Raw genomic sequence first — 26,814 nt, forward strand, 5'->3', positions numbered from 1 at the left:
CTCTTCTATGTTTAATGACTGCCGCCCGCAGGAGCAAGTCCCTTCAAGCTGACCGTGACGCTTTGTCCGGGTCTGACGAGGGTCTCGCGTCCTTCCACGCGGAACGGCTGCTCCGAGGCGTTCCCGGCAGGGGATGTGATCCGGACATCTTCGCGGGTGATTCGTATGTCAAAAGCCTGCCCTCTGACCCGGATCTTAAACCCAAGCGCGGACCATTCCGACGGAAGGGCCGGATTCAGCCGAACTTCCCGCTCATCCGCCTGCAGCCCGCCGAAGCCGAGTACCGCCGCCATCCATGCCCCGCCGTTTGCTGCAGGATGCGTACCCCCGATGTACAAATCGCCTACATATTGTTTGGAATCCCCCGTGAGGTCAATGGTCGCCGTCCGCTTGAAATACGGATAAGCCCAGTCCGGCATTCCGATATCCGAGGCGACCAGCGCATAGACGCATGGACTCAGGCTCGAGCCGTGCTCGGTACGCGGTTCATAGAACTCCCAGTTCGCCTTTTTGATTTCCGGCGCGAATTCATCTTTGAACAAATGCATCAGCAGCACGACATCCGCCTGCTTGATAATCTGCGTCGTCGTCGCGATGCCGTTGCCGCCGCCCAAATATTCGTTAGGCTGCAGTATCCGTGCTTTCAACTCCTGTAGCGACGGATCCTCGAGCTGGAAATACCGGTCGAATTGCTCGATGACGCCGGTTTGCGCATCGGGCTGCGGCACGTACAGTTGCTCCGCGATTTCCCGGATTTCCTGTAAGCCCGGTGTGCCTTCGCGTTCCCCGGCAAGCTTTGCGTACAGCTCCGGTGCTTGCTGCTCCAGCTCATCCATCATCTGCACGGCGACCCGCAGCGTATGCCGAGCCATGTAGTTGGTGAACGCATTGTTATGGACGCGTTCATGGTATTCATCCGGTCCGGTGACATCCAGCAGCTCGTAACGCCGCTTGAGCGGATAATAGCCTGCGTAGGCGTAAAAGAACCGCGCGCATTCCCAGATTACTTCAGCTCCGCCGTCTATCAGAAATCCGGTATCCCCCGTCAGCTTATAATACTCCCAGATCCCGTGCGCAACGTCGGCGCTGATATGGATCTGCTTGTCGCGGAAATAAGTCCGCATCGGCCGGCCGGTAAACACGTCCGTAATGTTGAACAGCGTGCAGGCATCATCACCGCTGTCTTGACTTTCCCATGCATAGTAAGCACCATTATATCCGTATTCGGCCGCCTTTCTTCTCGCTCCGTCCAGCGTATGCTTGCGGTACATCATGATGTTTCTCGCTATCTCCGGCTGCGTGTAGAGGAAAAAGGGGAGCATGAACATCTCCGTATCCCAGAATACCGCCCCTTTGTATACTTGCCCGGACAGACCGCGAGCAGGAATGGATACCTTCTCCGACGCTGCCGGAGCTATAATGAGCAGCTGGTAGATGCTGAAGCGAAGCGCATGCTGCGCCTCATCGTCCCCTTCGATTTCCACATCCGACAGGGCCCAATGTTGTTCCCAAACTTCCTCATGGCTCTGAAGCAACGCGTCATAACCTGTGTTCAACGCGCTTCGGCTGCTGGAGACCGCTGCTTCCAGCGCGTCCTCCGCATCATCCAAACTGGTATAAACGGATACATATTTGACCCATTCATAGGTGCTTCCGGCCTGAAGCGTCAGCAGAATCCGGTGGATGATCCCGTCTTCGGTTGCTGCAATTTCCTCTTGTCCTTCCTGCGGTCCTGCAAGACATTCCGCAACAGCCACCCGAATCCCCAATTCCTGCGTGCTTGCTGCTGCGGTCAACGTTCCCTCATAAGAAGTGTACGCGGCCTCCTTCAAATGCGGGCCGTTGATATCCCATACCCCTCCATCGATGCCTGTTTCCAGCGTGAGCCGGACGTCCTTATCGCTGTGAATGGTGAAACGGTTTGCGATGAGATGCAGCTGATCCATGCTGACGAAACGCTCCGACCGGAACGTGACCCGGGCGCCGTCTTCCGTAAGGTATACCGTCTCCCGGGCATGGACTCCGCGCGCGATATCCAGCTCCTGCACATGCTTTTCCACGGCTGAGTTTAATACACTCAGTTCAGCCCCATCTGCGAAGAGCCTCGTTCGGAGTCCGTTCGGCGCATTCACGGGCTCCCTCCATTTCGTGCCGATCTGATCGTATACGCCCGCAAGCGTCACAGCAGTCAGCTGCTCCTTGGAGAACTCCTCCAGGGTACCTCGATACCCCATATATCCGTTTCCTGTCATGAATTTGCTGCCGTGATTGGTGATCCGCTGCGGATCAAATCCCTCTTCCCTAACGATCCAACTCATGAGAACGCCTTCCCCCTATCCATTATGAATTGTTGCCGCTCCGATGTTTACGGCTCCGTTTACTCCGCCGCTGTTACAGCTGCGGCGGGTACCGGAAGTTGAATGCCCGCATTCGTTATCTCCGTAGTCTCTCCGTACACCTGAATACGGACGCTATCCCCTTCGGTCACGCGCACATGAACCTGACGCTGGTCAACTTTGACTTCAACCACGCTGCCCTGGTACGTCATGTTGAAGCTGTATTCGTCCCATGCCTGCGGAATGGAAGGAGCAAGCGCAAGGCCGTCACCGTCGGAGCGCATGCCGCCGAATCCGTACACGATGTTCATCCAGGCTGCGGCAATGGAGGTCGTATGGAGTCCTTCCCGCGTATTTCGGTTATAGTTGTCCAGATCAAGCCGTGTAGCGAATTCGAAAAAATTGTAGGCTTCTTCACGGCGTCCGATTTCCGCCGCCAGAATCGAATGAATCGACGGAGACAGTGAGGACTCGTGAATGCACCGCGGCTCGTAATATTCGTAATTCGCCCGCTTGGCCTCCGGCGAATATTCGCTGTTATACAGGAACATGAACATGAGCACATCCGGCTGCTTGATCATGTCGTAACGGTACAAGCGGTCATAAGACCAGTGGGAATACAGCGGGAACTCCGTCACCGGGATCGAGTGGATATCGATATGCGGCATGTCGAAGAAGCCGTCATGCTCCTCGTAAAGGCCGGTCTCCTCGTCGTACAGGATTTTCATATTCGCGGCCAAATGAGCCCAGTTGTCCAGCTCCTCCTCGCGCAGCCCCGTTTTGGCAGTGACAGCCTCAAGTTCTTGGGGCGCTGCCGCCTTCATTTCTTCCACGACGGACCGGGTATACTCGAACAGCTTTTTCGCCATCAGGTTGATATAGCAGTTGTTGTTCACCATCAGCTGGAATTCATCCGGCCCCATCACGCCGAAATAACCGTATTGACCGCTCTTTTGTCCCCACTGACCGCGCGTCGCGTAGAAACGGCTGATCTGAATCAGCATTTCGATTCCTTTCTCATACAGGAAGGGCTTGTCGCCGACAATGCGGTCATAGTGCCAGAGTCCGTGCGCCACGGCGGTACCCACATGCAGCTGAAGATTGGAGTGCTGCCATAGATCGCAGCTCTCGGTGCCGTCAATCGTCGCGATCGGATAAAACGCTCCTTCGCAATCGACCTCGCGGGCACGTTCCATCGCATGGTCCAGCGAGCGGTAACGGAACTCCAGCAGGCTTTTCGCCGCCTTCGGATTGTTAAAGAGATAGAACGGGAGGCAGTAGGTCTCCGTATCCCAGAACGCGAGGCCCCGGTACGCTTCGCCCGTCAGTCCTTTGGCACCGATGTTGAAGCCCGGGTTATCGCCGTGATACGTCTGATACATTTGGAATATGCAGAAACGGATGCCCTGCTGATTTTCGGGGTCGCCTTCGATTCGGATATCCGATGTCCGCCAGATTTCCTCCCAATATGCCGCCTGCTCCAGACGAAGCTCGTCATAGCTGATTCCGTCCGACTGACCCAGCAGAGCCATTCCCTGATCCCACACTGCGGAATCCGACTCTTCGGCGCTCACGTTCGCAGCATTCACTGCCACTTTATCAACGATCGTCGTTTGTCCTAGCTCCACATGAAGCGTTAGATCGGTGCCTGCCAGATGCTCCTGTTCCACCGGCTCCGAGCCTAGAACAATTCCCCCCTCTACTTGCAGCGTATACGCGGAAAGCAAACGGTTCCCGGTATTTGCGGTCTTCCCCAGCATCGCTGCGCCATTCAGCGTCCGTTCCTGGCGGATGACAGCCCAGAAACGGCGCCCCTGATCCTCGTGCAAAGTGGCAAAATCAAGTCCGGAGCGAACCTGTACCGTCCCCGAGAAATTCAGCGGCGTAAGCGTGATTCGCTGTCCCCCGACATGGGATCTCTTCATGCTGACCAGCCGTTCGAACGTAACCTTCAGCTCTTTGCCATCATTCAGATGCCATACCAGCTCCCGGTGCACCGTACCCTTGCGGAAATCGAGCACCCGCCGGAAGCCGGAAAAGCGACTTTGGGCAAGGTCCAGCTGCTCACCGTCAACGGTAATCCGCGTATACAGCCAGTCCACCGCATTCACCATAAAACGTAAAGAACGGATGGTGCCCCGATAATGACCCTGTACCGGCATTTCTTCATATAATCCATTAAAATAGCTGCCTAGCAGCGTGTCGCCGCTATATCCTTCTTCGGGGTAACCCCGCACACCCATATATTCATTCCCCAGGGCGAAAATGGATTCGGACACCCGGTTTCGCTCCGGATCGAATCCTTCTTCCACAACTGACCAGGGATCAACCTGCAAATACTTATCAGCGATTTTAGCCACTCTTTTTCTCTCCTCGTCCCGTAATGAGAAACGAATAGCCGCCTGTATCGTTTTCATCTATGCGGCGGATCCGCTCCTGCTCCCAGCATATCGAAAAGACAATAAACGCCCAATGTGCAGCGCTCAGCCTTTTATGTGCATTTGTACGGATTCAAACCGCCTATTTCCTTTTGCTGCCGGATACGTTACAATAATCCCCATATTCACGATGATGAAGAAGAGTACGTGGACACAAACGTCTTCAGAGAGCCGGCGGTTGGTGCAAGCCGGTGACGATGTACGCGGAAGTGGGCTTCGGAGTGACCGGTCTGAACAAAGCCGCCATTGCTGCGGTGATCAGTAGGACAGGCGGCATGTCCCCACCGTTAACTGGGGCAGGGTATCGAGGAAGCACTATGCATGTGGCGGCTGAATCCGTACCTGTTGAGCAGGGCTGCATTCTCCTTAATGAAAGGCGGCCAATCAAGGTGGCACCGCGAAGCTAACAGCTTCGTCCTTGGAAAGCGACGTACCGGAGTGACTACTCCCGGACAACCGCTTTTCACAGGACGGGGCTTTTTTTGTGCTCAAGATAAGGAGGTGATGGCCATGGATGGCGGCTGGTGGCGGCGAAGCGAAAGAACAGCATTCAACCTAATAATCAGGAGGAATTCCAATGAAAACCGAAGCATCGATTCAACCGAAGCAGGAAATTGTTCTGACCGGAGACCGTACGACCGGAAAGCTGCATCTGGGCCATTACGTCGGCAGTTTGAAGAGCCGGATACAGCTGCAGCAGCAATACGAGACGTATATTATGCTGGCGGATGTGCAGGCATTAACGACTCATTTTCATAACCCCGGGCTGCTCTCCCAAAGCGTGCGCCAAGTGGCGCTCGACTATCTGTCCGCCGGGATCGACCCGGAGCGCGCCACGATTTTCGTGCAATCGATGGTCCCTGAAATTGCCGAGTTGACCTGTATGTATTCCATGTTCGTCACCGTCAGCTCGCTGCGCCATAATCCGACCGTAAAGCATGAAGCCAAGGAACGCGGTTACGACGATCTATATTATGGCTTTCTCGGATACCCGATCAGCCAGGCCGCGGACATTACGTTCTGCAAAGCATCTCTCGTTCCGGCCGGTGAGGATCAGATTCCCCACATTGAACAGACCCGCCGGATCGTGCGCCGTTTCAACGAGCTGTACGCCCCCGTGCTGGTCGAACCGCAAATTCTTGTCGGCGAGCGGCTCGAAGGACTCGATGGCGGCAGCAAAATGAGCAAAAGCCTTGGCAATGCCATCTGCCTGGACGCTTCCTCCGAAGAAGTACGCACGCAAATACGCAGAGCCAAAACCGACCCCGCGCGCGTTCATAAAACAGATCCGGGTCATCCCGATATCTGTACGATATACGGCTATCACTCTATTTTCCGTCCAGATCGCTGCGAAGATATCCGGGAAAACTGCATGAAGGGAACCATCGGTTGTGCTGCCTGCAAAGCGATGGTGACGGCGGCTATCGAGCACGTGCTCGAGCCGATTCGCGAGCGTCGGGAGCTTTACAAGCACCGCACGAAGGATATCGATGATATTCTGATGGCCGGCACGGAACGTGCCCGAAGCGTTGCCCGCCAGACGATGGGTGAAGTGCGCGAAGCAATGGGAATCGACTATTTCAAATAATTTTCACGACTGCCCTTTGGTCCCATCGACCGGGGGCAGTTTTTTGCGTGGAAAACTTTTCTTATTACGGAAGCGCTTTCACAATCGGATAGATCACAGGAAAAAACATCATCCTAAAGTGAACATTTTAGTTGCGAATATTAGACGATGATTGCGGATTGTAGGATTTTTTAAACTGTATTAGTGCTGTTACAATAAATTTGCATCAGAAATAATCATACAGTTTAGGAGCTGAATCGAATGAAGAAGTTTTCCATTCTTTTGGTGGCATGCATGTTAGTGTTGGGGGCACTCAGCGGCTGTGGCAGCAGCGAGTCTAGTAAAGAAAAAGAAAATAAGCTCGTAGTCTACAGCCCAAACAGTGAAGAAATCATCAAAACGATCATTCCTATGTTCGAGAAGCAAACCGGGATTACCGTTGAACTCGTAACGGCTGGTACCGGCGAAATTATTAAGCGCTTACAATCCGAGAAACAAAACCCTTACGCAGACGTCATGTTCGGCGGATCCATGGCCGGTTACCGCGAGCACAAGGATCTGTACGAGCCATATGTATCTACTAACGATCAATATCTGCTCGATGGTCACCGCAATACAACCGGCTTTGCAACCCCTTACATTTCTGATGGAAGCGTTTTACTCGTCAATAAGAACCTGGTCGGCGACATTAAAATCGAAAGTTATGCCGATCTCCTGAATCCGAAACTGAAAGGCAAAATTGCTTCTGCCGATCCGGCAAGCTCCAGCTCCGCCTTCGCGCAGCTGACGAATATGCTGAAAGCCATGGGCGGCGATTACACAAGCGAACAAGGCTGGAACTATGTCAGCGAGCTCGTGAAAAACCTGGACGGCAAAATCGCCAGCGGTTCCGGCGCAGTTCATAAGAGCGTTGCCGACGGCGAATATGTAGTCGGTCTGACCTACGAGGATCCAGCCAGCACTTATGTACGCAACGGCGCTCCTGTAGAAGTGGTTTATCCGAAAGAAGGAGCCGTGTTCCTGGATGCAGCCTCCGGTATCGTGAAAGACGCGCCGCATATGGACAATGCCAAGAAATTCATCGATTTCATTCTATCCCAGGAAGCACAGGATGCCTTCGGTACGCAATTGACCAACCGCCCGCTTCGCAAGGATGCCAAGCTTGGCGATTACATGACTCCGTACAGCCAAATCAACATGATCGATGAAGATACGGACTATGTCAGTGAGCATAAATCCGAAATCGTCGAAAAATATACCGATGTATTCACAAGCGTAAAATAATGACTCTATGAAAAGAAGCAGGTGACCACGATGAGCGTGACCATATCCATTCAAGATCTCGTCAAAAAATATGGAGAAACCACCGTCATCCCCGAGTTGTCCGTAGAGATTCAAAAGGGCGAATTTTTCACCCTTTTGGGTCCCTCCGGCTGCGGGAAAACGACACTCCTCCGCATGATTGCAGGTTTTAACAGCATTGAAGGCGGAACGATCAACTTCAACGACAAAGTCATCAATAACGTGGAGCCAGGGAAGCGGAATATCGGCATGGTATTCCAAAACTATGCGATCTTTCCCCATCTTACCGTTAAAGGGAACATCGCCTTCGGCCTCCAGAACCGCAAAATATCCAAGCCTGAAATTGCCGAAAAGGTGGATGAGATTCTAAAAGTCGTCCAAATTGAGCAATATAAGGACCGTATGCCCAAGAACCTCTCCGGCGGTCAGCAGCAGCGTGTCGCGCTCGCCCGGGCCATCGTCATCCGACCGGATGTGCTGCTCATGGATGAACCTCTCTCCAATCTCGATGCCAAGCTGCGAATCGACATGCGCAATGCCATCAAGGAGATTCAACGTGAAGTCGGCATTACAACGGTTTATGTCACGCATGACCAGGAAGAAGCCATGGCCGTATCCGACCGGATCGCCGTCATGAAATCGGGTGTCATTCAGCATTTGGGCACGCCTCAGGAAATCTATCAGCGTCCCGCCAATGTATTCGTTGCTACGTTTATCGGACGCACGAATATCATCGAGGGAACCTTACAGCATGAACATGGCCAATACAGCTTACAGATGGGTCAAGGCTATCAAGAGCCGATTGCAAATATCCAAGTTCCAAAATCCGAAATGAAAAGCACTCTTCCGGTGCAAATCTCGGTCCGCCCTGAAGAATTCAACATCCGTCAGGATCAACAGGGCATGAAGGCAACAATTGTGCACAGCGTGTTTTTGGGACAGCATACGCATTATTTTGTGGATTTGGCATCTGGCCAGCGCGTAGAAATTACGCAGGAATCCCAAACGGCGGAGCTCCTGTCCCCGGGACAAACGGTTTACCTCACGGTCAAACCCGATAAAATCAATGTCTACGACATCAAGGGAGAATTGAACTATACGGGGAGAGTTCAGCTATGAACCGGTCGCGCAAAAGATTTGATGTCTGGACCAATATCTCGCTCTTAATCTTTTTATTCTATATCGTATTTCTCGCATTGCCTTTGTTCACCATGCTTATTAAAAGTTTTTACAACGGAACGACAGGCGACTTTTCGCTCGCTTACTTTGTGAAGTTTTTCAGCAAGCCCTATTATCTGAACGCACTTTTTAATAGTATTAAGGTTACGGTATGCGTTACCATTCTGGCAGCCGTGATCGCGACACCGCTGGCCTACATTATGTCTACGGTCAAAATCAAAGGAAGCTCGACCATTCGAATTCTCATCCTGATCTCGTCGATGTCAGCACCGTTTATCGGCGCTTACTCCTGGATCCTATTGCTTGGGAGAAACGGTGTCATTACCAAATTCGTCAAAAGCGTTTTTGGAATAACCATGCCTGATATATATGGTTTTGGCGGTATTCTGCTCGTACTTACCCTGCAAATGGTGCCGCTTATCTTTATGTATGTGTCCGGCGCACTCAAAAGCGTCGACCAATCCCTGATGGAAGCCGCTGAAAGCATGGGCTACAAGGGTATCAGCAAAATGCGGAAGGTACTCCTTCCCCTGATTACTCCGACCCTGATGGCGGGCGGCCTGCTGGTCTTCATGCGCGCTCTCGCCGATTTCGGCACACCGATGCTGATCGGTGAGGGGTATAAGACCGTTCCTGTTCTGATCTTCAACGAGTTTATCAGTGAGGTTGGCGGCGATGACGGATTTGCCGCAGCGATCAGCGTCATTGTCGTCATTTTCGCAACGGCCGTCTTCCTGCTGCAAAAGTTCGTATCCAACCGGAAATCTTATACGATGAGCGCTCTGAATCCGATCGAACCGAAGAAAAAAAGCGGCATTGGCAGCATTCTTGCCCACATCGTGATTTACCTGTATACGCTGCTTGCACTGTTGCCGCAGTTGTACGTCATCTATACTTCATTTCAGAAGACATCCGGCAGAATTTTTGTCAAAGGATATTCGCTCGACAGCTATAGGGATGCATTCGACAGCATCGGCGGCGCCATCCAGAATACATTCGTGCTGGCGATCTCCTCGCTGGTCATCATTATTCTGCTCGCGGTACTGATTGCTTACGTGACGGTCCGCCGAAAAAATGCGTTAACCAACACGCTCGATATTTTCACCATGTTCCCTTATATCGTGCCAGGCTCGATTCTCGGTATCGCTTTGCTGATCACCTTCAATCATAAGCCGCTCGTTATCAGCGGAACAGCTATCATCATTATCGTCTCATTCGTCATCCGGCGTCTGCCTTATACCATCCGTTCAAGCGCCGCGATCCTGCATCAGATTAACGGGGGCATTGAGGAGGCGGCCATCAGTCTCGGCGCATCGCAGATGAAGACCTTCTTCAAGATCACGCTGCCGATGATGCTGGCCGGCGTCGTATCGGGCGCGATCCTCAGTTGGGTCACGATCATCACCGAACTGAGCACATCCATCATTTTGTATACGGCCAAGACCAAAACAGTAACGGTTGCCATCTATACCGAAGTCGTGCGGGGCAATTACGGGGTGGCAGCGGCACTATCCACCGTTTTAACCGTCATTACCGTCGTATCGCTGCTGATCTTCTTGAAATTGTCCGGCCAAAAAGAAATCTCCATGTAAGAATGGCATTTGTCGTTCAAGTCGGTACCTGTGATTTCACAGGGCCGGCTTGTTTTGCATAAAGAATGGCATCATAGCAAGCAGTTCGCAAGATAGGAGGGGCATATGCGGCGCAAAAAAAACCGGAATTTCCAGGAGTCCACACGTCATTTGTTTCGGCTGTATACCATGATCCCGTTCGCCATTCTCATCGTGTTGTTTTTTGTGTTCACCGCAATCAACGGCAGGATTACGTTAACCAATAGAACGGCCGAAGCTTCGCTCAAGATCAGCCAGTCCATCTCCGGGGTGTACACGCAATATGAAGCGGAAGCCATGCGCATGGCGGCCTCTCCTTCCGTCGTGAATTACGTCAGCAACCATCTGGACAGTGAAGATGTATATGCTGAATTTTATGATTTTAACAATCGTCAGCAGGTCAAAAGCATCTTCCATATTGTGGACACCCAAGGGGTATTTCTGGCATCCTCCGCTGCTCCCGATGAGGTCAGCTCGGATTTGGCCTTTGGCAGTCTGATCCACCGGATCTCCCTGAAACCCGAAGCCCTGCTGACGGAGATGAACAGCTTCCGCTATTCCCATGACCGATACACCGACTATACGTTTGGCAAGGCCATTCTTAAAGACGGTCACGTGATCGGCTATCTGGTTCTTCAACTGCTGGAGGCGGACATGCAGAAGCTCATTTTTGTGCAAAACACCGAAGTGGCCGTGGTCACCGATGAGCATCACACGATTATTGCGACGACCAGCAATATCACTAAAGGAATCCTGAATAAATTTGCTCCCAAGCAGGAAGGCAACAACCAAGTCCTGCTTAACGGCGGCAAATATTATATGCACACGCGCGAGGTCCAAGACACTCCCATACGTGTGCACACGCTGAATTCGGTTAGGTCGGAAAGTTATACGCTTTACACGCTGTCCATCTTCATTTTGGCAACAAGCCTTTTGCTATGGATCATCATTCATTTTCTTGCCCAAAAAATGTCCGAGCGCAACTCGGAATCGATCGATAAGCTGGTATACGCGCTGCGAAAGCTGCGGGAAGGCAACTTGAATGAATACGTTGATATCCACACCGGAGATGAGTTTGAAATATTGGGCGAGCAGTACAACAACATGCTGGATCGGCTCAAGGATTTGCTGGAGAAAAATAAAGAACTGTCCCGCATCAGCACGCTGGTCGAAGTGAAGCAGCTGCAGTCGCAGTTTCATCCGCATTTTATTTTCAACGTGCTCGAGACGCTGCGTTATGCCATCAAAATAGATGCCAAGCAGGCTCAGGACATCGTCATGATTCTGTCCCGCCTTCTTAGATACAGCATCGGCAACGAGCGCAGTGTGAAGCTGAATGATGACCTGAATTATGTGCGCGACTATTTAAACCTGCAGCAGATCCGCTTCAAGGAACGGCTGAATTACAACATTCAAATTAAGGACGACGCCGGGAACATCTATGTTCCGAAGCTGCTGCTGCAGGCCATGATCGAAAATTCCATCAAGTACGGGTACAAGGACCAGAGCAGCGTCAATATAGACATCATCGTTTACACGGCGGATGGCAAGCTTGTTCTGCAGGTGCTGGACAACGGGCCGGGCATGAGCCCCGAACGACTGGAGGAAGTGCATCAAATATTAAAAAATCATCATAATACTACGGAACATATCGGACTATACAATATTCACCGCCGCCTGATCCTCTTATACGGAGAGGAATCGGGTATCGATATCCGCAGCAGCGAAGGAATCGGTACCTGCGTGACGCTGACAATTCCTTACGAAATGGGTGATCAAGATGTTTAAGGTACTGCTGGCCGAGGACGAGGATATGATCCGGAAAGGCATCCTGTACAGTATCGACTGGCTCAAATATGACTGTGTCGTCATTGATGAGGCCTGCAACGGACAGGAAGGCTTAAGCAAAATCAGCGAACACCGGCCCGATATCGTCATTACGGATATCAACATGCCGATCATGGATGGAATTGCGATGATCGAACAAGGCCTGAAGGTCCATACGTTCAGCAGTATCATCATCTCCGGCTATAATGAATTCCATTTGGCCAAAAAAGCGATCCAGCTCGGCGTCAGCGAGTTTCTGGTCAAGCCGCTGGAGGAAGAACAGCTGATCGCGGCCCTCGAATCCGCCAAAACCAAGGTGGAGTGGATGCTGAAGTTCAAATCGATGGCAACCCAATCCCAAACGAAGGAAGACGTCATCAATCCGGAATTCTTGGGCAAGAATATGAAAACATCCAAATATGTTTCGAAAATGATCGATTATGTCCAGGAGAACTACGATCGCAAAATCAGCATCCATGATCTTGTCGAGCAGCTTGGCGTCAGCGCAACGTACCTGAACCAAAAATTCAAGTCGGAAACGACCTATACGTTTAATGACTTTCTGAACCGCTACCGCATTCATAAAGCGATGGATTTATTGAAAGCCGGGGACGGGAAGGTGTACACCATCGCCAATGACATCGGCTTCAGCGATTATAAATACTTCATCAGCATCTTCAAAAAGTATGCGCACTGCACGCCAAGCCAGTTTCAGGAGTATCACTGGAAAAATTCGAAGGCCGATGGCCCCGTGTAACTGAAGCAACGCCGGAGGCTGTTTAATCGATTTTTCGTATCCTGATCACTTTCGCAAAAGAAAACCAGCTATTCATCGGCCTGTTGGGCCTTGAACAGCTGGTTTTTTCTTTAGTATGCTTTTCGAGCTATATTATGGATTAATAAAGACCGTTCTTAGATTGGATACGTACTGCACGTCAAGACCCAGGCCTGAAGCCAGCGCCGCCAGCGGCACGTAAGTCTTCGATTCTTTGCCCACCATGTTCAGGAAGGCGGCTGCGTCGACCGGCACCGCTTGACCGTCCACTTTCACCGTTTTGGAGCCGATTGTAATGACAACCGTGTGACCTTCATAGGCAATGGTTGCACTGGATGTTTTATTGTCCCATTTGGATGTTGCGCCAATGGCGTCCACGATATCCTTGATGGCCACGAAGTTGAGGTTCTGGCGGATCACCGGCTTGTAAGGTGTGTTCAGTTCTTTGCCTTTCACGATAATGCCCATCGGGCTTCCCGCTTCATGCGCCGTGAGCTTGGTATAGCTGCCCCAGATCGTCTCGGAGAACACTTTCGCCATCGCTTCATATCCAAGCTGGTTGGGGTGAATGTCCCTGTCCTTGATAATATGAGTCATCGTGCCTTCCCCGCCGACAAATTCCTTGGCGACATGCGCTATCTTTACATTCACGCCCTTAGATCCAAAATCAGCCGCCATCTTATCAATCACACCGGTAAAGGCTTCGGCCGTCTTCTCCAGCTTCGGATATAACGCGCTGTCCGCAATCTCCGGCATCGGCTGGTATTGGTCGGCGACCACGATCAGTGCATCCGGGTTCAGTTCATGCAGGTCGGCCACAATGACGCCCATGCTGTCCGTATACAGCTTGAATAATTGGTCAACGCGTGTTTGCAGATCCGTTTCGCTCAGCTTGCCCGCCGTATTCAACAGCTCCGACATATCGTTTCCGCCGATCGTAACTGTAATTGCGTCTGCGGCAGACAGGTCCGTCTTCGTTTGCGCGACGGCTGCACCGATTTGAGGTGTTCGCGGATCCGGGAGATTAGGCTGAATCTCATCCGCCGTGATGGCCTGCCCCTTCTTCACCGCTTCCACGAAATTCAGCAGCCCTCCGCTTTTCAGTCCGGCAATGCCGACGTTTACCGTCTCCGCCCGGCCATGAAGAAGAGCCTGCTCCTGCAGCCGGTCCACGAAGCCATAAGGCCGCTCCGTTTCGCTCTTGCCCGGTTCATAACCAACCGTCAACGAATCGCCAAGAGCTACGATGCGGTACGGCTGCTTCGCGCTAGTCTGGGCATTCGGCGCTGCCGAGGCTGCTCCCAACAGCATAGACGACAACAATACCGCGGCCGATACCGTCGATATGTACTTTTTAAAAGAATTCCGCATCCAATCACTCCTTCTCACAAATGAAAGCCCGTGCTGCCTTTGCGGTGCAGGGCTCTCTCTAGTTTACCATCTTCTGTTAGAAGGGTTAACCCGTTTCCTCGCGAAATTCGGAAGGCGTGCGGCCCGTCGCTTTCTTGAACACCTGCGTAAAATATTTCGGGTCTTGATAGCCTACCATCGGCGCGATCTGATACACCTTTACGCTGGTGTTCCTCAGAATATGTTTGGCCTTCTCCATCCGGCATTCCGTCAAGTATTCCAGGAAGGTATATCCGGACATTTGCTTGAACAGCGTACAGAAGTGGCTGATGCTCAAATCGACGAACTCCGCCACCTCCTCAATGCTCAGATCCTTGGGATAATGATTCATGATATACAGCTTTGCCTTTTCAACCAGCGAGTGGCCGTCCTCCTTCACCTGGTTGCGGAGGCTTTCTGCCATCTGTCTCGTGAATGCCTTTTTTAGCATGCCGATCAGCTCATTCAAATTCTCGGCCTCGCGCAGATCCTGGATCAGACCGTCCAGCGGCCATTCCGCGAGCAGGTTCGCATACTCCATCTGTCTGTACAACACAACCGCGATTTCCACGAGCAGGCGTTCAGCCGCCTCCTTCGCCGCAGCATGCTGCTCGATGTACAGCTTAAGCTCATCAAAAAGCGATCCCAGCCGCAGCGAATCTAGCGTGCGTACGCTTTCAATCAGAGCCGCTTCCAGATGTTTGGGATACTTGAGATCCGAGGGCTGCGAATCTTGCCCCGAACCTTCCTGATCAATGAACACGCCTTCCTGTTCGGAATAGAAGCGCTGGTAAAGAGCCCGGGTTGCGCTCTGATACGCTGTGCTCAGCTGACGAATCCCTTTGTTTCCCAGGCTGATTCCGACAGAGCAGCTCAGTTTGGAATACCTCTTGATCTGATAGATCAGATCATTGCCAAGCATGGCCTTATCCGCCTGCAGCTCCTCAGGAAAAAGAATGATCCATTCGCCGCTGTGAAAAGGGAACACCGTCAGCCCGCCGTGCTGCAGGGACCATTCCTCTAAAATATTGCGGATTGCAAACAGCCACAGCCGCTTCTCATCCATAAGCCATTGCTCATTCAGGCGGAGATAGTGATCCAGCTGTACTACCGCCATAAAATAGTCCTGCTCCAGCTCACTGTGCTCCATCCACTGCATATAGGTCAGCGGCCGGTCGTTGCCTTCGATCCATTCCGAGAACATCCGCTCCCGCGCCATCACGGACAGCACCTGCACGGAATGCAGCAGCTTGTCGCTCTCCATCTGGGCATCCAGCTGCGCAGCCGCGCGCTGGAGCATCCCGGTCAGCTCATCGTGGTCGATCGGCTTCAGGAGATAATCGAATGCGCCCTGCCGGAGCGCTTCCCTGGCGTACTCAAACTCGCCGTAACCGCTGATGACGATAAATATCCTCCTCGGGCTGCCTGTCAGTACTTCCTTCATCAGGGCAATGCCGTCCATTCCGGGCATGCGGATATCACTGATAATCATGTCCGGCGAATGCTCGCTGATCAGATGGAGGGCTCCCTCCCCGTTTCTAGCCGTTCCGACCACTTCAAGGCCGAGATCATTCCAACCTATGGCGGCCTGCAGGCTGCGCAGGATCATCGGCTCGTCGTCCACCAGAATGACCTTATATTTGGCTGCTGTTCCCATCTTCTTCACCCCCTGTTCCAGGTTCATTTCACAATAGAGCTGCTCCGCAGGTTCCAGTACTGCTGCAGTGACTCATCCATCCGGGCGAGCGCATCCTTTGCCGAGATTTGGTGGTTGATCATTTGCTCGACAACGGCCAAAAACGATCGCTTTACCTCTGGCGATAAAATGTTGTCATACGGGACAAAGGTCTGAGCCGTTTGTTCCATCAGACCCGTGACCTGCGTAAAAATCGGTCCTGTCTTCTGGGCATCAAAATCGATCCTCATGGATGGAATCCGCAGGCCTTCGTACACAATCCGCTCCTGGACATTCTTGGAGTAAAAAGCCTGCATCAGCTCAAAAGCAGCCTTTTCTTGCGCTTCCGTCAGATTCGAGGAGAGCCCGATCCCGAAAGTATATCCGCCTGCCATGGACCGCTGCCCACCAGGGTTCAGCGCCGGAAACGGAATGACGCCAACCTCGTTTTGAAATGCGGGCGGCGCCTGCTCATTATGGAATAAGGTGATGTCCCAGTTGCCATTGAGGTACATTGCCGCCTTGCCATGCGTGAACAGATCAATAGCCTCTTCGGTCGACAGATCATTGGGAGACGGCCCGAAGGCTCCCTCCCTGCCCCATTCCTCAAGTTGTTCAAAAGCTTTGAGATACCCGCCGTTCTGAAAGGCTGCTCCGTTCTTCCCTTGAACGATATTATCCATCTGTTTGGAATCGCTGTATCGCTCCATCAGATAATGAGCGAAAATCGCTGCAGGCCAGCGGTCTTCATTCCCCAGCGCAAACGGAATATACCCGTTTTCCTTCAGCACCTTTACGGCCTCATTGAGCTGGCTGAGCGTTTCGGGCAGCGCCAGGCCCAGCTTATTGAAAATTTCCGTGTTCACATACAGCGGCTCCGCATTGCCTTCGATCGGCAGACCGTAAATCCGTTTGTTAAAGGTCCACAACTGCAGGTCTTTGAATTCGCTCTCCAGATGGTTGTTCTTCACGAAATCCGTCAAATCCATCAGACGGTTCGAGCGGATATACGGTTCAATCTCCGCCCCGCCAAAGAGCACGAACATATCCGGCGGCGTACCGGTCACCATCTCGCTTTTCAGCTTCTGTTCCCGGTGGATCGTCTGGTCCATCCCCTCAAAGTTCACCTTCACATTGGGATGGGCGCTTTCATACTGCCGGACGATATCCTCGAAAATGTTCAGCATCGGACGGTCATGCTCGGCAATCCAGAAGTGACGGAAGGTGAGCGTGATTTTTTCGGTGGTATCCTCTTCGATCGCGCTGTGATTGCCCCGTGCCACCAATGTGACCGTGACGGTAAGCACCGCTGCGTACAATAGAGCCCAGCTCCAGTTCAGCCATTTCTTCATATGTAATTTCTTCACGGCTCATTCCCCCTTTTCACTCGGCTGTGCAATCTATGGCATGATTTTGGGCAGTCGAATGCGGATGGTTGACCCATAGCCTGGTGAAGAGCATATGAAAATGCCGTAATGGCCGCCAAACCGGATGCGGAGGCGTTCATGCACGTTTTTCAGCCCCACGCCGCTGTCGCGGTATTTTTTCACGCCGCCTGCGTTCTCGTCCCCCAGATGCATGAGCGTAACCTGATCGAATCCCGGTCCGTTGTCCGTCACATCGATCAGAATGTCATTGCCGGCATCCCGTGCCGTGATTCGGATATAGCCTTTCTCCTCCATCGGCTCAATCGCATGGTACAGGGCATTCTCCACGATCGGCTGGACAATCAGCTTTTGCGTCATGAAAGTCCTCAGTGATTCAGGCAGATCAATCTCGTACTCGAAGCGATCCTCGAAACGGTATTTTTGAATATTCATATAATGGCGAACATGCTCGAATTCCATATTCATCGTGATCAGCTCGTGGTTCTCACTGATGCTGATGCGCAGCAGCTTGCCAAGCGAGATGACCATCTTGCTGATATCCCGGTTTCCTCCCAGGACCGCCATGGAATTGATGGATTCCAGGGAATTATATATAAAATGCGGGTTGATCTGGGCGACCAGAGCCTGCATTTCGGCTTCTTTTTTGCGCGTCTGTTCCGTCTCGACCTGCTGGATCAGCTCCTGAATCTGCTGGCTCATGCGGTTAAAGCCGTCGATCAGCAGATCCGTCTCGTCAAAGCGCTCCACATGGGACTGGATCGGCACGAAGATGCCCTGCTTCACCCGTTTCATGCCGTTAACGGCGCTGATCAGGCTGCGGACAAGCCTCCGGATAAAGAACTGGTCGAACCATAAGGCCGACAGCAGCGAAAACAGTACCAGAATCACGGCAATGTTGCGGATCGAAACCGATTCGGAACGGATCAGCTTCAGCGGGGTTACCGCGACCAAATACCACTGCTCATTATGAGACGGCAAAAAGGTGATCAATGATTTTTCATGCTGGTAGGTGTCCACGTAGTAATCCTTATCCTGATGAAATCCATCCGTAAGGAAAGGAAAATGCACCTTTTCTCCGACATGACCGCCGGATTTGTTAAAAACGACGCTGCCCTGCTTGTTCACAAGCAGAATATCCCCGCTCTTCAAGGTGGCGGATTCCCAGAATACCTGATCCAATATATCGGGCTTCACGTAAATGACGAGATAGCCGATATCCTCCAGCGAATAATAGTCCTTGATGATTCTTGCATGAATCATGACCGGCTTGCCTATCTCGGCAGAGCCGTTCTCCCCCGGACCGGACCAGACCGGCCTGCCCTCGGCTTTTTCCATGTCATTGAACCAGACTTGATGCTGCATATCTGCATAAGACAAGGGCGCATTGTATTGATAGATGAGATTGGTTTTGGAGTAGAGGCTGAATGAAGTAATCATCGGGTGATTGATAAGCAAATTATTGATTTCCTGCTTGCGGTCATACGTCATGATGGAGTCCTGATTCTTCAGGGCCTGCTGAATCGCGGGCTGCGTGATCGCGGCATTCGAGATGGAATTGATCTCGTTCAGGGCAAACTTCAATTTCCGGTCCGTCTCAAGGAGTGAGATCCAATAGAAGTTATTCGATTTTTTCTCCATGGCGTTCGAAAAATTATAATACGTGACGACGCCCATGACGATGACCGGTATAAACACAAGAAGAATAATAGCAAGCAAGATTTTACGGCGGAGCTTCATGGCATTTCCTCCTGCGCCCTGATCTGTGGCTTCACTCTATTATTCTTCATCATGTTAATAATTCCTTGCACAAGAAAAATATCTATCGTCGTATTTTCACAGGAGACAGATCGCATTAAGATGTTATTTTTCTTGCGATTATACAATGGTTCAGCTTCGCTGAAATTTATAGATTCTATCATCTTGAAATAAACGGATTGGAAGCGATTTGTCAGCTTTACTCCAATCCGTATGATCTGCATGAATCGTTTCAACTCTTGACCGCACCGGAGGTGAGACCGGCAATAACCCAGCGGCTGAACAGCAGGAACACAATAAGCAGCGGAAGCGTGGCCGTAAAGGTCGCGGACATGATCATGCCGTAATCCAAGCCGTCACGGTTGGAGAAGAGCTGCTGCAGCGCAATTTGAATGGTGAAATGCTCGCTGTTCTTCAGGACGACCAGAGGCCAGAAGAAATCGTTCCATACATTCATAAAGTTCAGGATGGCGAGTGTTGCCATCGCAGGCGTAATGACCGGAACAGCGATGCTCCAGAAAATGCGGAAATGCCCTCCCCCGTCGATCCGTCCGGATTCAATCAGCTCCGAATGCACCGCCGTTGCCGCATATTGTCTCATCCAAAAAATGCCGAAGGCGTTGACCATCGCCGGCACGATCAGCGCGCGGTATGTGTCGATCCAGTGCAGCTTCGCCATAATGATATAGGTTGGCAGCACGCTCAGCTGGGAGGGGACGAACAACGTTGCGATGACGAAGTAAAACAGCGCATTTTTAAACGGAAACTCGAATTTGGCAAAGGCATATCCGGCAAGCGTACAAAAGAACACGACCGATATCGTGACCATCGACGACACGAACAGCGAGTTTAGCAAAGCCTGAAAGAAATCCGTCCGTTCCAGCACCCGCTGAAAGTTATGGAAGAACTCGCCACCGATCGTCAGCAACGGCGGAATGTGAAAGACGGCCCCGCGGTCATTGGTCGCAACGACGAACATCCAGTAGAAAGGAAAAATAGATACCAATGCACCGATGATCAGCAGCAAATAAAACAAAGTTTTGCTGACAATGCCGCTATCGCCTGGCGCTTTGGAGGAAGCCGTTAATGTATTCGAACTCATGCCTTGCCACCTCCCGTGTCGCCTTCCATACGATTCGAAACCCACATGTTGATCATGGAGAAAATGATGGTAATAATGAACAGCATGACCGCTGTAGCCGCCGCCGTGCCAAAGAAACCATTGCGGAATGCCTCACTGTACAGATACGTGACCATGGTGATGCCTTCCTGGCGTGTGGAGCCGGTTCCCGACTGCCCGAGATATACGTAAGGCTCCGTAAATAGCTGCAGCGAGCCGATCGTCGAGATCAGCGTGACGAATACGATGAACGGCTTCAGAAGCGGCAGGGTAATGTAAGCCAGCTGCTGACGCCGGTTCGCACCATCGATGCGTGCAGCTTCGTACAAATCCAGCGGAATGCTCTGCAGACCGGATAGGAAAATGATGGCGTTGTAGCCCGTCCAGCGCCACATCACCATCGTGGATATGGCGATCTTCACGCCCCACCAGCCGGAGTTGAAGGCCATGCTCTCCATCCCCATTTGGTTCAGCAGCCAATTGATCATGCCGTTATTGCCGAACAGCGTGCTGAAAACGAGTGTAACAGCAACAATGGACGTAATGTTGGGCATGAAAAATAGAACGCGGAAGGTTTTTTTGAAACGGGTCATCGCCGAATTCAGCATGACCGCCAGCAGCAGCGCGATGATCAGCTGCGGAATGGTTCCCATGACGCCCATAATGAGCGTGTTGGTGAATGAAGTCCAAAATAAAGGGTCACTTGTGACCAGGTCATAGTTTTTGATGCCGACGTATTTCATCGGTCCGAGCGCATCCCACTTGAAGAAGGACAGGTAAATCGTAAAGAAAATCGGGTACAAGCCAAAGATGGCGAACAAAATAAAAAAGGGGGATATAAACGTATAGGCCGTTAACCGGCTCCGCCTTTGCTCCGTCCAGAAAGGCCGTTTGCCGGCCGAAACGGATTGAACTGCGGTTACGGGTTCTGCCATGAGGCACCTCCATGAAGTACTCTAGAATAATCCGGCCCCGCCGGGGGAGGGGGCTAGCCTCCGCCATACGGAACCGGGGTGATAATGATGCTGTCTCATTTTAAGATTAAATGTTGGTTAAAGAGCATAGATAGCGGAGGGGACGGAATCGTTCTGTAGCAGCGCAGCGATCGGAAGAATGATCCGTTTCCGCAGCGGTCACCAAGCACTACACCAATTGCTTAGCTCCGCGCCGCCAGCGTTTTCGCCTTCTCGACGGCTGCGTCCCACTCTTTCGCAGGATCGGCTTTCTTCTCGAGCACGTTTTTGAGTGCATCCTTGAAGAAGGTATCCACTTGGTCATGCAGCGGACCGTAGTACACCGGTTTTACGCGTTGTGCCGCTTTACCATATTCAACAGCCGTTGCCTGACCGCCAAAGAAGTCATCCTTGAAGCCTGTAAAAGCTTCATCCGTATACAGCGCTGGAATGGAAGGCATGAGACCCTTCGATTTGAACGATTCCAGCTGATTTTCCTTGTCATCCAGCCAAGAAATGAACTCGTACGCTTCCTTCGGATGCTTGCCCTGCTTCGGCAGCGTCAGGAACGAACCGCCCCAGTTGCCTGCACCTTCCGGAAGTTGGGTGATTCTCCACTTGCCGGAGGAATCCGGCCCGTTGCTCTTGATGTTGCCGGCCATCCATGCAGGTCCGAGCATGACTTCGAAGCCGCCGTCATTCGTTGCTTGACCCCACTCTGGAGACCACAGCAGCGTGTTGCCGATCCAGCCTTCCTGGATGCCTTTAACCGTAAAATCGAATGCTTTCTTCACTTGAGGGTTCTTATCGCCGATGAAGGAACCATCTTCTTTGCTAAAATAGATTTCACCGTCGGATTGGTCGCGGATACCGTTGTAGACCAGATCCGTCAGATCGGCAAATGGCTTGCCGGTTTTGTCCTTGAACTGCTTCGCCACGGCGGCGAATTTATCCCAAGAATCGATCTCCTTACCGAACGCGTCCGGCTCGGCTGGAAGTCCGGCCTGTTCTGCCAGATCCGTGCGATAGTATACGACCGTTGGACCGATGTCTGTCGGAAGGCCGATCTGGAAGCTGCCGTCCTTGGAAGACCCCTGTTTCCATTTCCAGTCCAGGTAATTTCCCGCAATATCTTTACCACCTAGATCATTCAGGTTATAAAATTTATCCTCGGCGGTGATAAACCGCTCCATGAATCCGATTTCAAGCATGAAAATGTCAGGAGCTCCCGAACCTGCCGACAACGCGGTGGTCAGGTTGTTGTGGTGGGCCGTCTGGTCGGAGGTGTTTTGAAATTTGATCGTCACGTTCGGATGCTCTTTGGTGTACTCCTTGCCCAGCTCCTCATAATTGGTGGTTCCGAGCGACCAAAAGCTCAGTTCTACCTTTTCATCGGAATCCTTTTTGGCATCATCCGTCTGTGCCGTCGTATTGTTGTCGGTTGTCTTCTCAGGAGTCTGGGCATCCTGCGTACCGCTCTTACCTCCGCATGCGGCGAGTGATGCAGTCAGCATCAGCGACAACAGCAGCATGGGCCATTTCTTGCCTCTTTTCATTTGCTTTTTACCCCTCTCGAAAATAGGTTTGACGTTTACAAAATTCAGTCTACCGGAGAGAGCGGCAAATTTTGAGGAGGCAAACTTTCGATTTAGGGTTGAAATTATTACGGCACGCCAAAAACACCGGAGGATAGCTCACCCCGGCGTTTCAATGTATAAATGAAATATATAAAATGTTCGCATCCGATATCCGCAGACCCATCCAGACATACAGCCTTCTCAGGCCGTTTACCTGCTTCATCTTTCCTGTATGGAGCTTGCTATGAATTCCTTATGATCGTATCCCCAACCACACATATCCCTAAGTACCGAGCTTAACGTCCTTCCATGCTCGGAGAGGGAATATTCAACCTTGGGCGGAATTTCGGGATACGCTTTGCGACGAATAAGCCCGTCGTGCTCCAGTTCGCGCAGCTGATTGGTCAGCATTCCTTGAGTAATGTTCGGAAGCTGCCTTCGGAGTTCCCCAAAACGCTTGGTCCCCTCATGCAGCAGTATAAATAAAATCAGCGGCTTCCATTTCCCTCCGATTACCTGCAGGGTCGTCATAATCCCATCCGTGCTGCCGCTACCGCTTCCATCTGCACTCATTTCGCCGGCTCACCTCGCTTCCCGCCATAGCTCTTCGCCCTCTTCGTCATTTTATCAAAGCACACCGATTTATAACAGTACTCTTCTGGATCGTACATAGTACGTTTTTCCGTACTGGCGAACCTGTCAAGCTGCATCCACCGTATGTTTTTCAGGACCTGGTATGGAAAAAGAGCGTACTTTTCAAAAGCCTCAAACTGAAGAATACTGGAATTGGATTCACACTATAGAAGGCAAGCGAAAGGATGATCAAAATGAAAACCATGGTGATTGTGGCTCATCCCGATCTCAGCCATTCCAGAGTCAACCTGGGGCTAATTCAGGCACTTGACGGGCATAACGACCTAACCATACGAGATCTATATGAAGCGTACCCCGACTGGAACATCAATGCGGATCATGAACGGAGTCTTCTGACTGCCCACGACCGGATCGTGTTCCAATTCCCGTTTTATTGGTACAGCTCCCCTCCCCTTTTGAAAAAATGGTTTGACGACGTATTTACGTCCGGTTGGGCCTATGGGCCCGGCGGAGAGCATTTGAACGGCAAGGAATTCATGGTTGCTACCACGGCCGGCGGAACGAAAAATGCCTACCGCGCCGGCGGCGCAGATGAATTTACGATCAGCGAGCTTTTAAGACCCATTCAGAGAACCGTTACCAAATGCAGCGGCATTTTCCTTCCACCATTCGTTGTATACGGTGTAAGCTCGGCGGAAGATGATGATTTGGAAAAAGAAGGGCTTCGTTACGCAGAGCATATTCAGACTCCATCTCGCGTCCTGGTTCATTAATAGGAACGGCAAAATAAAAACGGGCAAGGTGAATATGCACCCTGCCCGCTTCTTTTATCTTTTTTTCGCTTTATTCATGCCATGACGCGGTTCTTCACAATCTATTCCTTCGGGGGAGTAGAATCCGGCTTTCCCTGCTTGGCTTTGTCCAAATATCGGTCATACCGGTCATCCAGTTCCCGCGCCATACTGCGATATTTCAGCGTCTCTTCCACGATCGGGTCCATTTGGGTCTGAATCCGCACCTCATATCTTGGTGAGATGAGCTCCCGCTCCTGTTCCTTGCGGTTCTGCCGATCTTCCATTTCGCCTTCGGTTAGCATCTCACTGAGCTGACGCTCGAGATCATGATTTTCACTCATAGCCAGACACTCCTTTGCGATTGAACAGCGCCAAAGGGCGCTGTGCGATATGTTTACCCCGCGCCAAGCGGGTTGAAACGTCCCCGGATAACCGGGGAAACCGAACTTACTTGCTGTCCAGGCCCGTAGCCGAAGCTTCCTTCAAAGCCTGCACCAGCTCCGCATGAACGGCCCCGTTCGTAGCAGCGACATGACGTACGCCAAGCGTGTAAGGATTACCCGCGGTGTCGGTAATTTGCCCGCCGGACTCTGTCACCATTAACGCACCTGCCGCGATATCCCAAGCATTCAGTCCGATCTCCCAAAAACCGGTCAGTCGGCCTGCGGCAACGTAGGCGAGATGCAGAGCCGCAGAGCCGCCCGAGCGAATGTTGCGGACTCTTGGCGCCAGATACGCAAGGCCGGCCATATTCACCGGCAGCGTGCTGTCGCGTCCCACCGGAAAACCGGTAGCCAGCAGGCTTTGTTCCAGACCCGTTTCACCGGATACGCTCATCCGCTTGCCATGAACATAGGCTCCCTTGCCTTTTTCAGCGACAAACATTTCATCCCGCGAAGGGTCATAAATCACGCCAACGATCACTTCACCTTTATGTGCGAGTGCAATAGAAACGGAAAAGAACGGGAAACCATGCACATAATTGGTGGTTCCGTCGACAGGATCTACAATCCAGAGGTATTCTTCTTCCGCTACCTTCTCCAGTGCCTTTGCGGAAGCTTCCGGTCCAGGCTCAACGCCTTCTTCGCCGAGAAGCGCGTGATCCGGAAAGTGGGTAAAGATCAGCTTGCGGATCATCTGTTCCGCTCCCTTGTCCACTTCCGTCACCAGATCGCTTACGGCCGATTTCGTATTTAATTGTTTTACGGTGCCCAATCTGCTTTTAATCCATTCACCCGCTTTGGAAGCGGCATTTATCGCCACAGCGGTATAGCTTTTGCTCGTCACGACATAAGGAGTCTTATCCTCTTGGTTCAAAGCTCTCACTCTACTTTCTGTGTTATCGTCAAGAAAAACCTTCGGCTTTTCAAAGCCGGTTCCCCTGATATATTCATACTTCTAAAAATATACGTAATGAGAGATTTAAAGTTTCGCCCGAATTGGCGGCTCCGGGCAAAACCCGCAGCTGCCTCCGGACAAATGCACATTTCGTCACCGATTCTATCGGATTAGCTTGAAATTTCGATACTTGCCCCATCCAGTATCTTAATCCCCTCCGATGAATAACCAGCTAAATCTTTCATCAAGTGAAATAAGGCGACATCTTTGTTCTTGGCTTCAATCATTACATCAATCGCGGGCGTAATGCCTGCGATTTCCCTCAGGAAAGCAAGCAGAGGAGCCGGATCAACCAGGTCGGCATGACTGCGCGGATCGCTCTCGCTCTTCGGACTGGAAATATGGATTTTAGGCGGCAGCGGCTTGTCCGGTTCGGCATCGGCCTGAGCCAGCGCCCCTGTCCATGTCTGCAGAATATCAGGCCAGATCTCCCAAGGCTTCTCCCCGTCATTATTGATCCATTGATGATGGATGTCCAGCACCATGGGCAGCCCGGTCGCCTTGCATACCTCCAGCGTTTCAACAGCCGTAAATGTTTTATCGTCATTCTCTAGTGTCAGCCTCTCCTGAATATCCGGATCCAGCTGGGCAAAGTGCTCCTTGAACCGTCCGGCAGCCGATGGCTTGTCCTTGTACGCTCCGCCGATATGAATATTATTCTTCGCGGTTGCATTCAGCCCCATCGCTGACAGCATTTTTACATGGTAACGCAAATCGCGGATGGAGTTCTGCAGAACCTCCTGCCGGGGCGTACTAAGCACGGTAAAATGATCCGGATGAAAGGATACTCGCATCTCATGTTCACGCACATACTTTCCAACCTCGGCAAAAGCACCCTCCAACGCCACGAACGGGTCCCATTCCTTTAAGTCATCGTGGGTTGCCAGGGGAATCAGCTTGGAGGAAAACCGGTACAGCTGAATGTCATTGCCGTTATTATGCTTCAGCAGTCTAAGCGTGTTGTGCAAATTCCCCTCTGCGATCCGTTCCAGCTTGCGAATGGCCGCTTCCCGGTCATTCAGTTTGCTGAAGCTCGCCATCGTCATTGTTTTGGAAGGGGATGAGTCCTTGATAAGCATAGACATGGCCACATAGCCGAACCTGACGATCATGATTTCTCTACTCCTTATGGTCTCA

The 26,814-nt window shown here is 51.8% G+C and carries 20 protein-coding genes and 1 other annotated feature; of the genes, 7 read left to right on the plus strand and 13 right to left on the minus strand.

Going from position 1 to position 26,814, the window contains the following annotated elements; translation table 11 throughout:
* Positions 1 to 11: 11 nt before the first annotated feature.
* Together GRF59_RS18325 and GRF59_RS18330 are read right to left on the minus strand one after the other, a co-directional pair.
* The gene (locus GRF59_RS18325; protein WP_160499175.1) at positions 12 to 2,318 is read right to left on the minus strand and encodes a glycoside hydrolase family 65 protein; all 2,307 of its coding nucleotides are present in this window, start codon (positions 2,316 to 2,318) and stop codon (positions 12 to 14) included.
* 59 nt (positions 2,319 to 2,377) lie between these two features.
* Positions 2,378 to 4,753, minus strand: coding sequence for a glycoside hydrolase family 65 protein (locus tag GRF59_RS18330; protein ID WP_202128761.1), 2,376 nt, complete (start codon positions 4,751 to 4,753; stop codon positions 2,378 to 2,380).
* 142 nt (positions 4,754 to 4,895) lie between these two features.
* Positions 4,896 to 5,197: a binding site (T-box leader), on the plus strand.
* A gap of 154 nt (positions 5,198 to 5,351) precedes the next feature.
* Between GRF59_RS18330 and trpS the strand changes: the two genes are divergently transcribed.
* The 6 genes from trpS to GRF59_RS18360 all read left to right on the plus strand — a co-directional run bounded on the left by trpS (position 5,352) and on the right by GRF59_RS18360 (position 13,016).
* Positions 5,352 to 6,362: a tryptophan--tRNA ligase gene (trpS, locus tag GRF59_RS18335; protein WP_160499176.1), complete on the plus strand. Its 1,011-nt coding sequence runs from the start codon at positions 5,352 to 5,354 to the stop codon at positions 6,360 to 6,362.
* A gap of 240 nt (positions 6,363 to 6,602) precedes the next feature.
* A complete protein-coding gene (locus GRF59_RS18340) occupies positions 6,603 to 7,625 on the plus strand; it encodes an ABC transporter substrate-binding protein (RefSeq protein WP_160499177.1) in 1,023 nt (340 codons plus the stop codon).
* 30 nt (positions 7,626 to 7,655) lie between these two features.
* A complete protein-coding gene (locus tag GRF59_RS18345; protein WP_160499178.1) occupies positions 7,656 to 8,762 on the plus strand; it encodes an ABC transporter ATP-binding protein in 1,107 nt (368 codons plus the stop codon).
* Entirely contained in the window at positions 8,759 to 10,414 is a 1,656-nt protein-coding gene (locus GRF59_RS18350; protein WP_160499179.1) for an ABC transporter permease, read from the plus strand. The genes GRF59_RS18345 and GRF59_RS18350 overlap by 4 nt, the downstream gene beginning before the upstream one ends.
* A 105-nt stretch (positions 10,415 to 10,519) precedes the next feature.
* Positions 10,520 to 12,220, plus strand: coding sequence for a sensor histidine kinase (locus GRF59_RS18355; RefSeq protein WP_160499180.1), 1,701 nt, complete (start codon positions 10,520 to 10,522; stop codon positions 12,218 to 12,220).
* Positions 12,213 to 13,016 (plus strand): response regulator transcription factor, encoded by an 804-nt coding sequence (locus GRF59_RS18360; protein WP_160499181.1) that lies wholly within the window; start codon positions 12,213 to 12,215, stop codon positions 13,014 to 13,016. Before GRF59_RS18355 ends, GRF59_RS18360 begins: the two co-directional genes overlap by 8 nt.
* A 132-nt stretch (positions 13,017 to 13,148) precedes the next feature.
* Here GRF59_RS18360 and GRF59_RS18365 read toward each other — a convergent pair whose 3' ends face one another.
* From GRF59_RS18365 to GRF59_RS18400, 8 genes are all read right to left on the minus strand, one after another.
* The gene (locus tag GRF59_RS18365) at positions 13,149 to 14,405 is read right to left on the minus strand and encodes an SGNH/GDSL hydrolase family protein (RefSeq protein ID WP_160499182.1); all 1,257 of its coding nucleotides are present in this window, start codon (positions 14,403 to 14,405) and stop codon (positions 13,149 to 13,151) included.
* Positions 14,406 to 14,490: 85 nt separating this feature from the next.
* Positions 14,491 to 16,107, minus strand: coding sequence for a response regulator (locus GRF59_RS18370; RefSeq protein WP_237391911.1), 1,617 nt, complete (start codon positions 16,105 to 16,107; stop codon positions 14,491 to 14,493).
* On the minus strand, positions 16,104 to 17,450 hold the full coding sequence (locus GRF59_RS18375) for an ABC transporter substrate-binding protein (protein ID WP_160499710.1): 1,347 nt from the start codon (positions 17,448 to 17,450) through the stop codon (positions 16,104 to 16,106). The genes GRF59_RS18370 and GRF59_RS18375 overlap by 4 nt, the downstream gene beginning before the upstream one ends.
* A 48-nt stretch (positions 17,451 to 17,498) precedes the next feature.
* Positions 17,499 to 19,223 (minus strand): sensor histidine kinase, encoded by a 1,725-nt coding sequence (locus GRF59_RS18380; RefSeq protein ID WP_160499184.1) that lies wholly within the window; start codon positions 19,221 to 19,223, stop codon positions 17,499 to 17,501.
* A gap of 250 nt (positions 19,224 to 19,473) precedes the next feature.
* A complete protein-coding gene (locus tag GRF59_RS18385; protein ID WP_160499185.1) occupies positions 19,474 to 20,343 on the minus strand; it encodes a carbohydrate ABC transporter permease in 870 nt (289 codons plus the stop codon).
* A complete protein-coding gene (locus tag GRF59_RS18390) occupies positions 20,340 to 21,296 on the minus strand; it encodes a carbohydrate ABC transporter permease (RefSeq protein WP_160499186.1) in 957 nt (318 codons plus the stop codon). Before GRF59_RS18390 ends, GRF59_RS18385 begins: the two co-directional genes overlap by 4 nt.
* 221 nt (positions 21,297 to 21,517) lie before the next feature.
* Positions 21,518 to 22,870 carry an ABC transporter substrate-binding protein gene (locus GRF59_RS18395; RefSeq protein WP_160499187.1) on the minus strand — a complete coding sequence of 451 codons (1,353 nt, stop codon included), beginning with the start codon at positions 22,868 to 22,870 and terminating at the stop codon, positions 21,518 to 21,520.
* A 240-nt stretch (positions 22,871 to 23,110) separates the two neighbouring features.
* On the minus strand, positions 23,111 to 23,464 hold the full coding sequence (locus tag GRF59_RS18400) for a winged helix-turn-helix transcriptional regulator (protein WP_160499188.1): 354 nt from the start codon (positions 23,462 to 23,464) through the stop codon (positions 23,111 to 23,113).
* A gap of 254 nt (positions 23,465 to 23,718) precedes the next feature.
* On the opposite strand from GRF59_RS18400, the gene GRF59_RS18405 reads away from it, so the two are divergent.
* Positions 23,719 to 24,258 (plus strand): NAD(P)H-dependent oxidoreductase, encoded by a 540-nt coding sequence (locus tag GRF59_RS18405; protein ID WP_160499711.1) that lies wholly within the window; start codon positions 23,719 to 23,721, stop codon positions 24,256 to 24,258.
* 101 nt (positions 24,259 to 24,359) lie between these two features.
* On the opposite strand, the gene GRF59_RS18410 is transcribed toward GRF59_RS18405, so the two are convergent.
* The 3 genes from GRF59_RS18410 to uvsE all read right to left on the minus strand — a co-directional run bounded on the left by GRF59_RS18410 (position 24,360) and on the right by uvsE (position 26,789).
* Positions 24,360 to 24,620, minus strand: a complete 261-nt coding sequence (locus GRF59_RS18410) for a hypothetical protein (RefSeq protein WP_160499189.1) — start codon at positions 24,618 to 24,620, stop codon at positions 24,360 to 24,362.
* Between the two features lie 106 nt (positions 24,621 to 24,726).
* The gene (locus tag GRF59_RS18415) at positions 24,727 to 25,596 is read right to left on the minus strand and encodes an inositol monophosphatase family protein (protein ID WP_160499712.1); all 870 of its coding nucleotides are present in this window, start codon (positions 25,594 to 25,596) and stop codon (positions 24,727 to 24,729) included.
* Positions 25,597 to 25,787: 191 nt separating this feature from the next.
* Complete coding sequence (gene uvsE / locus GRF59_RS18420) at positions 25,788 to 26,789, minus strand: UV DNA damage repair endonuclease UvsE (RefSeq protein ID WP_160499190.1); 1,002 nt, start codon at positions 26,787 to 26,789, stop codon at positions 25,788 to 25,790.
* Positions 26,790 to 26,814 lie beyond the last annotated feature (25 nt).

The organism is Paenibacillus dendrobii (genome assembly GCF_009807035.1).
Taxonomy (GTDB): domain Bacteria; phylum Bacillota; class Bacilli; order Paenibacillales; family Paenibacillaceae; genus Paenibacillus_AQ; species Paenibacillus_AQ dendrobii.

What these genes read in the sequence shown, in the direction of transcription:
- GRF59_RS18330 (WP_202128761.1), bottom strand. Translation starts at nt 4,753, where the DNA reads ATGAAAACGATACAGGCGGCTATTCGTTTCTCATTACGGGACGAGGAG.
- GRF59_RS18385 (WP_160499185.1), bottom strand. Translation starts at nt 20,343, where the DNA reads ATGAGTTCGAATACATTAACGGCTTCCTCCAAAGCGCCAGGCGATAGC.
- GRF59_RS18325 (WP_160499175.1), bottom strand. Translation starts at nt 2,318, where the DNA reads ATGAGTTGGATCGTTAGGGAAGAGGGATTTGATCCGCAGCGGATCACC.
- GRF59_RS18350 (WP_160499179.1), top strand. Translation starts at nt 8,759, where the DNA reads ATGAACCGGTCGCGCAAAAGATTTGATGTCTGGACCAATATCTCGCTC.
- GRF59_RS18405 (WP_160499711.1), top strand. Translation starts at nt 23,719, where the DNA reads ATGAAAACCATGGTGATTGTGGCTCATCCCGATCTCAGCCATTCCAGA.
- GRF59_RS18410 (WP_160499189.1), bottom strand. Translation starts at nt 24,620, where the DNA reads ATGAGTGAAAATCATGATCTCGAGCGTCAGCTCAGTGAGATGCTAACC.
- uvsE (WP_160499190.1), bottom strand. Translation starts at nt 26,789, where the DNA reads ATGATCGTCAGGTTCGGCTATGTGGCCATGTCTATGCTTATCAAGGAC.
- GRF59_RS18355 (WP_160499180.1), top strand. Translation starts at nt 10,520, where the DNA reads ATGCGGCGCAAAAAAAACCGGAATTTCCAGGAGTCCACACGTCATTTG.
- GRF59_RS18360 (WP_160499181.1), top strand. Translation starts at nt 12,213, where the DNA reads ATGTTTAAGGTACTGCTGGCCGAGGACGAGGATATGATCCGGAAAGGC.
- GRF59_RS18395 (WP_160499187.1), bottom strand. Translation starts at nt 22,870, where the DNA reads ATGAAAAGAGGCAAGAAATGGCCCATGCTGCTGTTGTCGCTGATGCTG.
- GRF59_RS18365 (WP_160499182.1), bottom strand. Translation starts at nt 14,405, where the DNA reads ATGCGGAATTCTTTTAAAAAGTACATATCGACGGTATCGGCCGCGGTA.
- trpS (WP_160499176.1), top strand. Translation starts at nt 5,352, where the DNA reads ATGAAAACCGAAGCATCGATTCAACCGAAGCAGGAAATTGTTCTGACC.
- GRF59_RS18345 (WP_160499178.1), top strand. Translation starts at nt 7,656, where the DNA reads ATGAGCGTGACCATATCCATTCAAGATCTCGTCAAAAAATATGGAGAA.
- GRF59_RS18390 (WP_160499186.1), bottom strand. Translation starts at nt 21,296, where the DNA reads ATGGCAGAACCCGTAACCGCAGTTCAATCCGTTTCGGCCGGCAAACGG.
- GRF59_RS18400 (WP_160499188.1), bottom strand. Translation starts at nt 23,464, where the DNA reads ATGAGTGCAGATGGAAGCGGTAGCGGCAGCACGGATGGGATTATGACG.
- GRF59_RS18370 (WP_237391911.1), bottom strand. Translation starts at nt 16,107, where the DNA reads ATGAACCTGGAACAGGGGGTGAAGAAGATGGGAACAGCAGCCAAATAT.
- GRF59_RS18380 (WP_160499184.1), bottom strand. Translation starts at nt 19,223, where the DNA reads ATGAAGCTCCGCCGTAAAATCTTGCTTGCTATTATTCTTCTTGTGTTT.
- GRF59_RS18375 (WP_160499710.1), bottom strand. Translation starts at nt 17,450, where the DNA reads ATGAAGAAATGGCTGAACTGGAGCTGGGCTCTATTGTACGCAGCGGTG.
- GRF59_RS18340 (WP_160499177.1), top strand. Translation starts at nt 6,603, where the DNA reads ATGAAGAAGTTTTCCATTCTTTTGGTGGCATGCATGTTAGTGTTGGGG.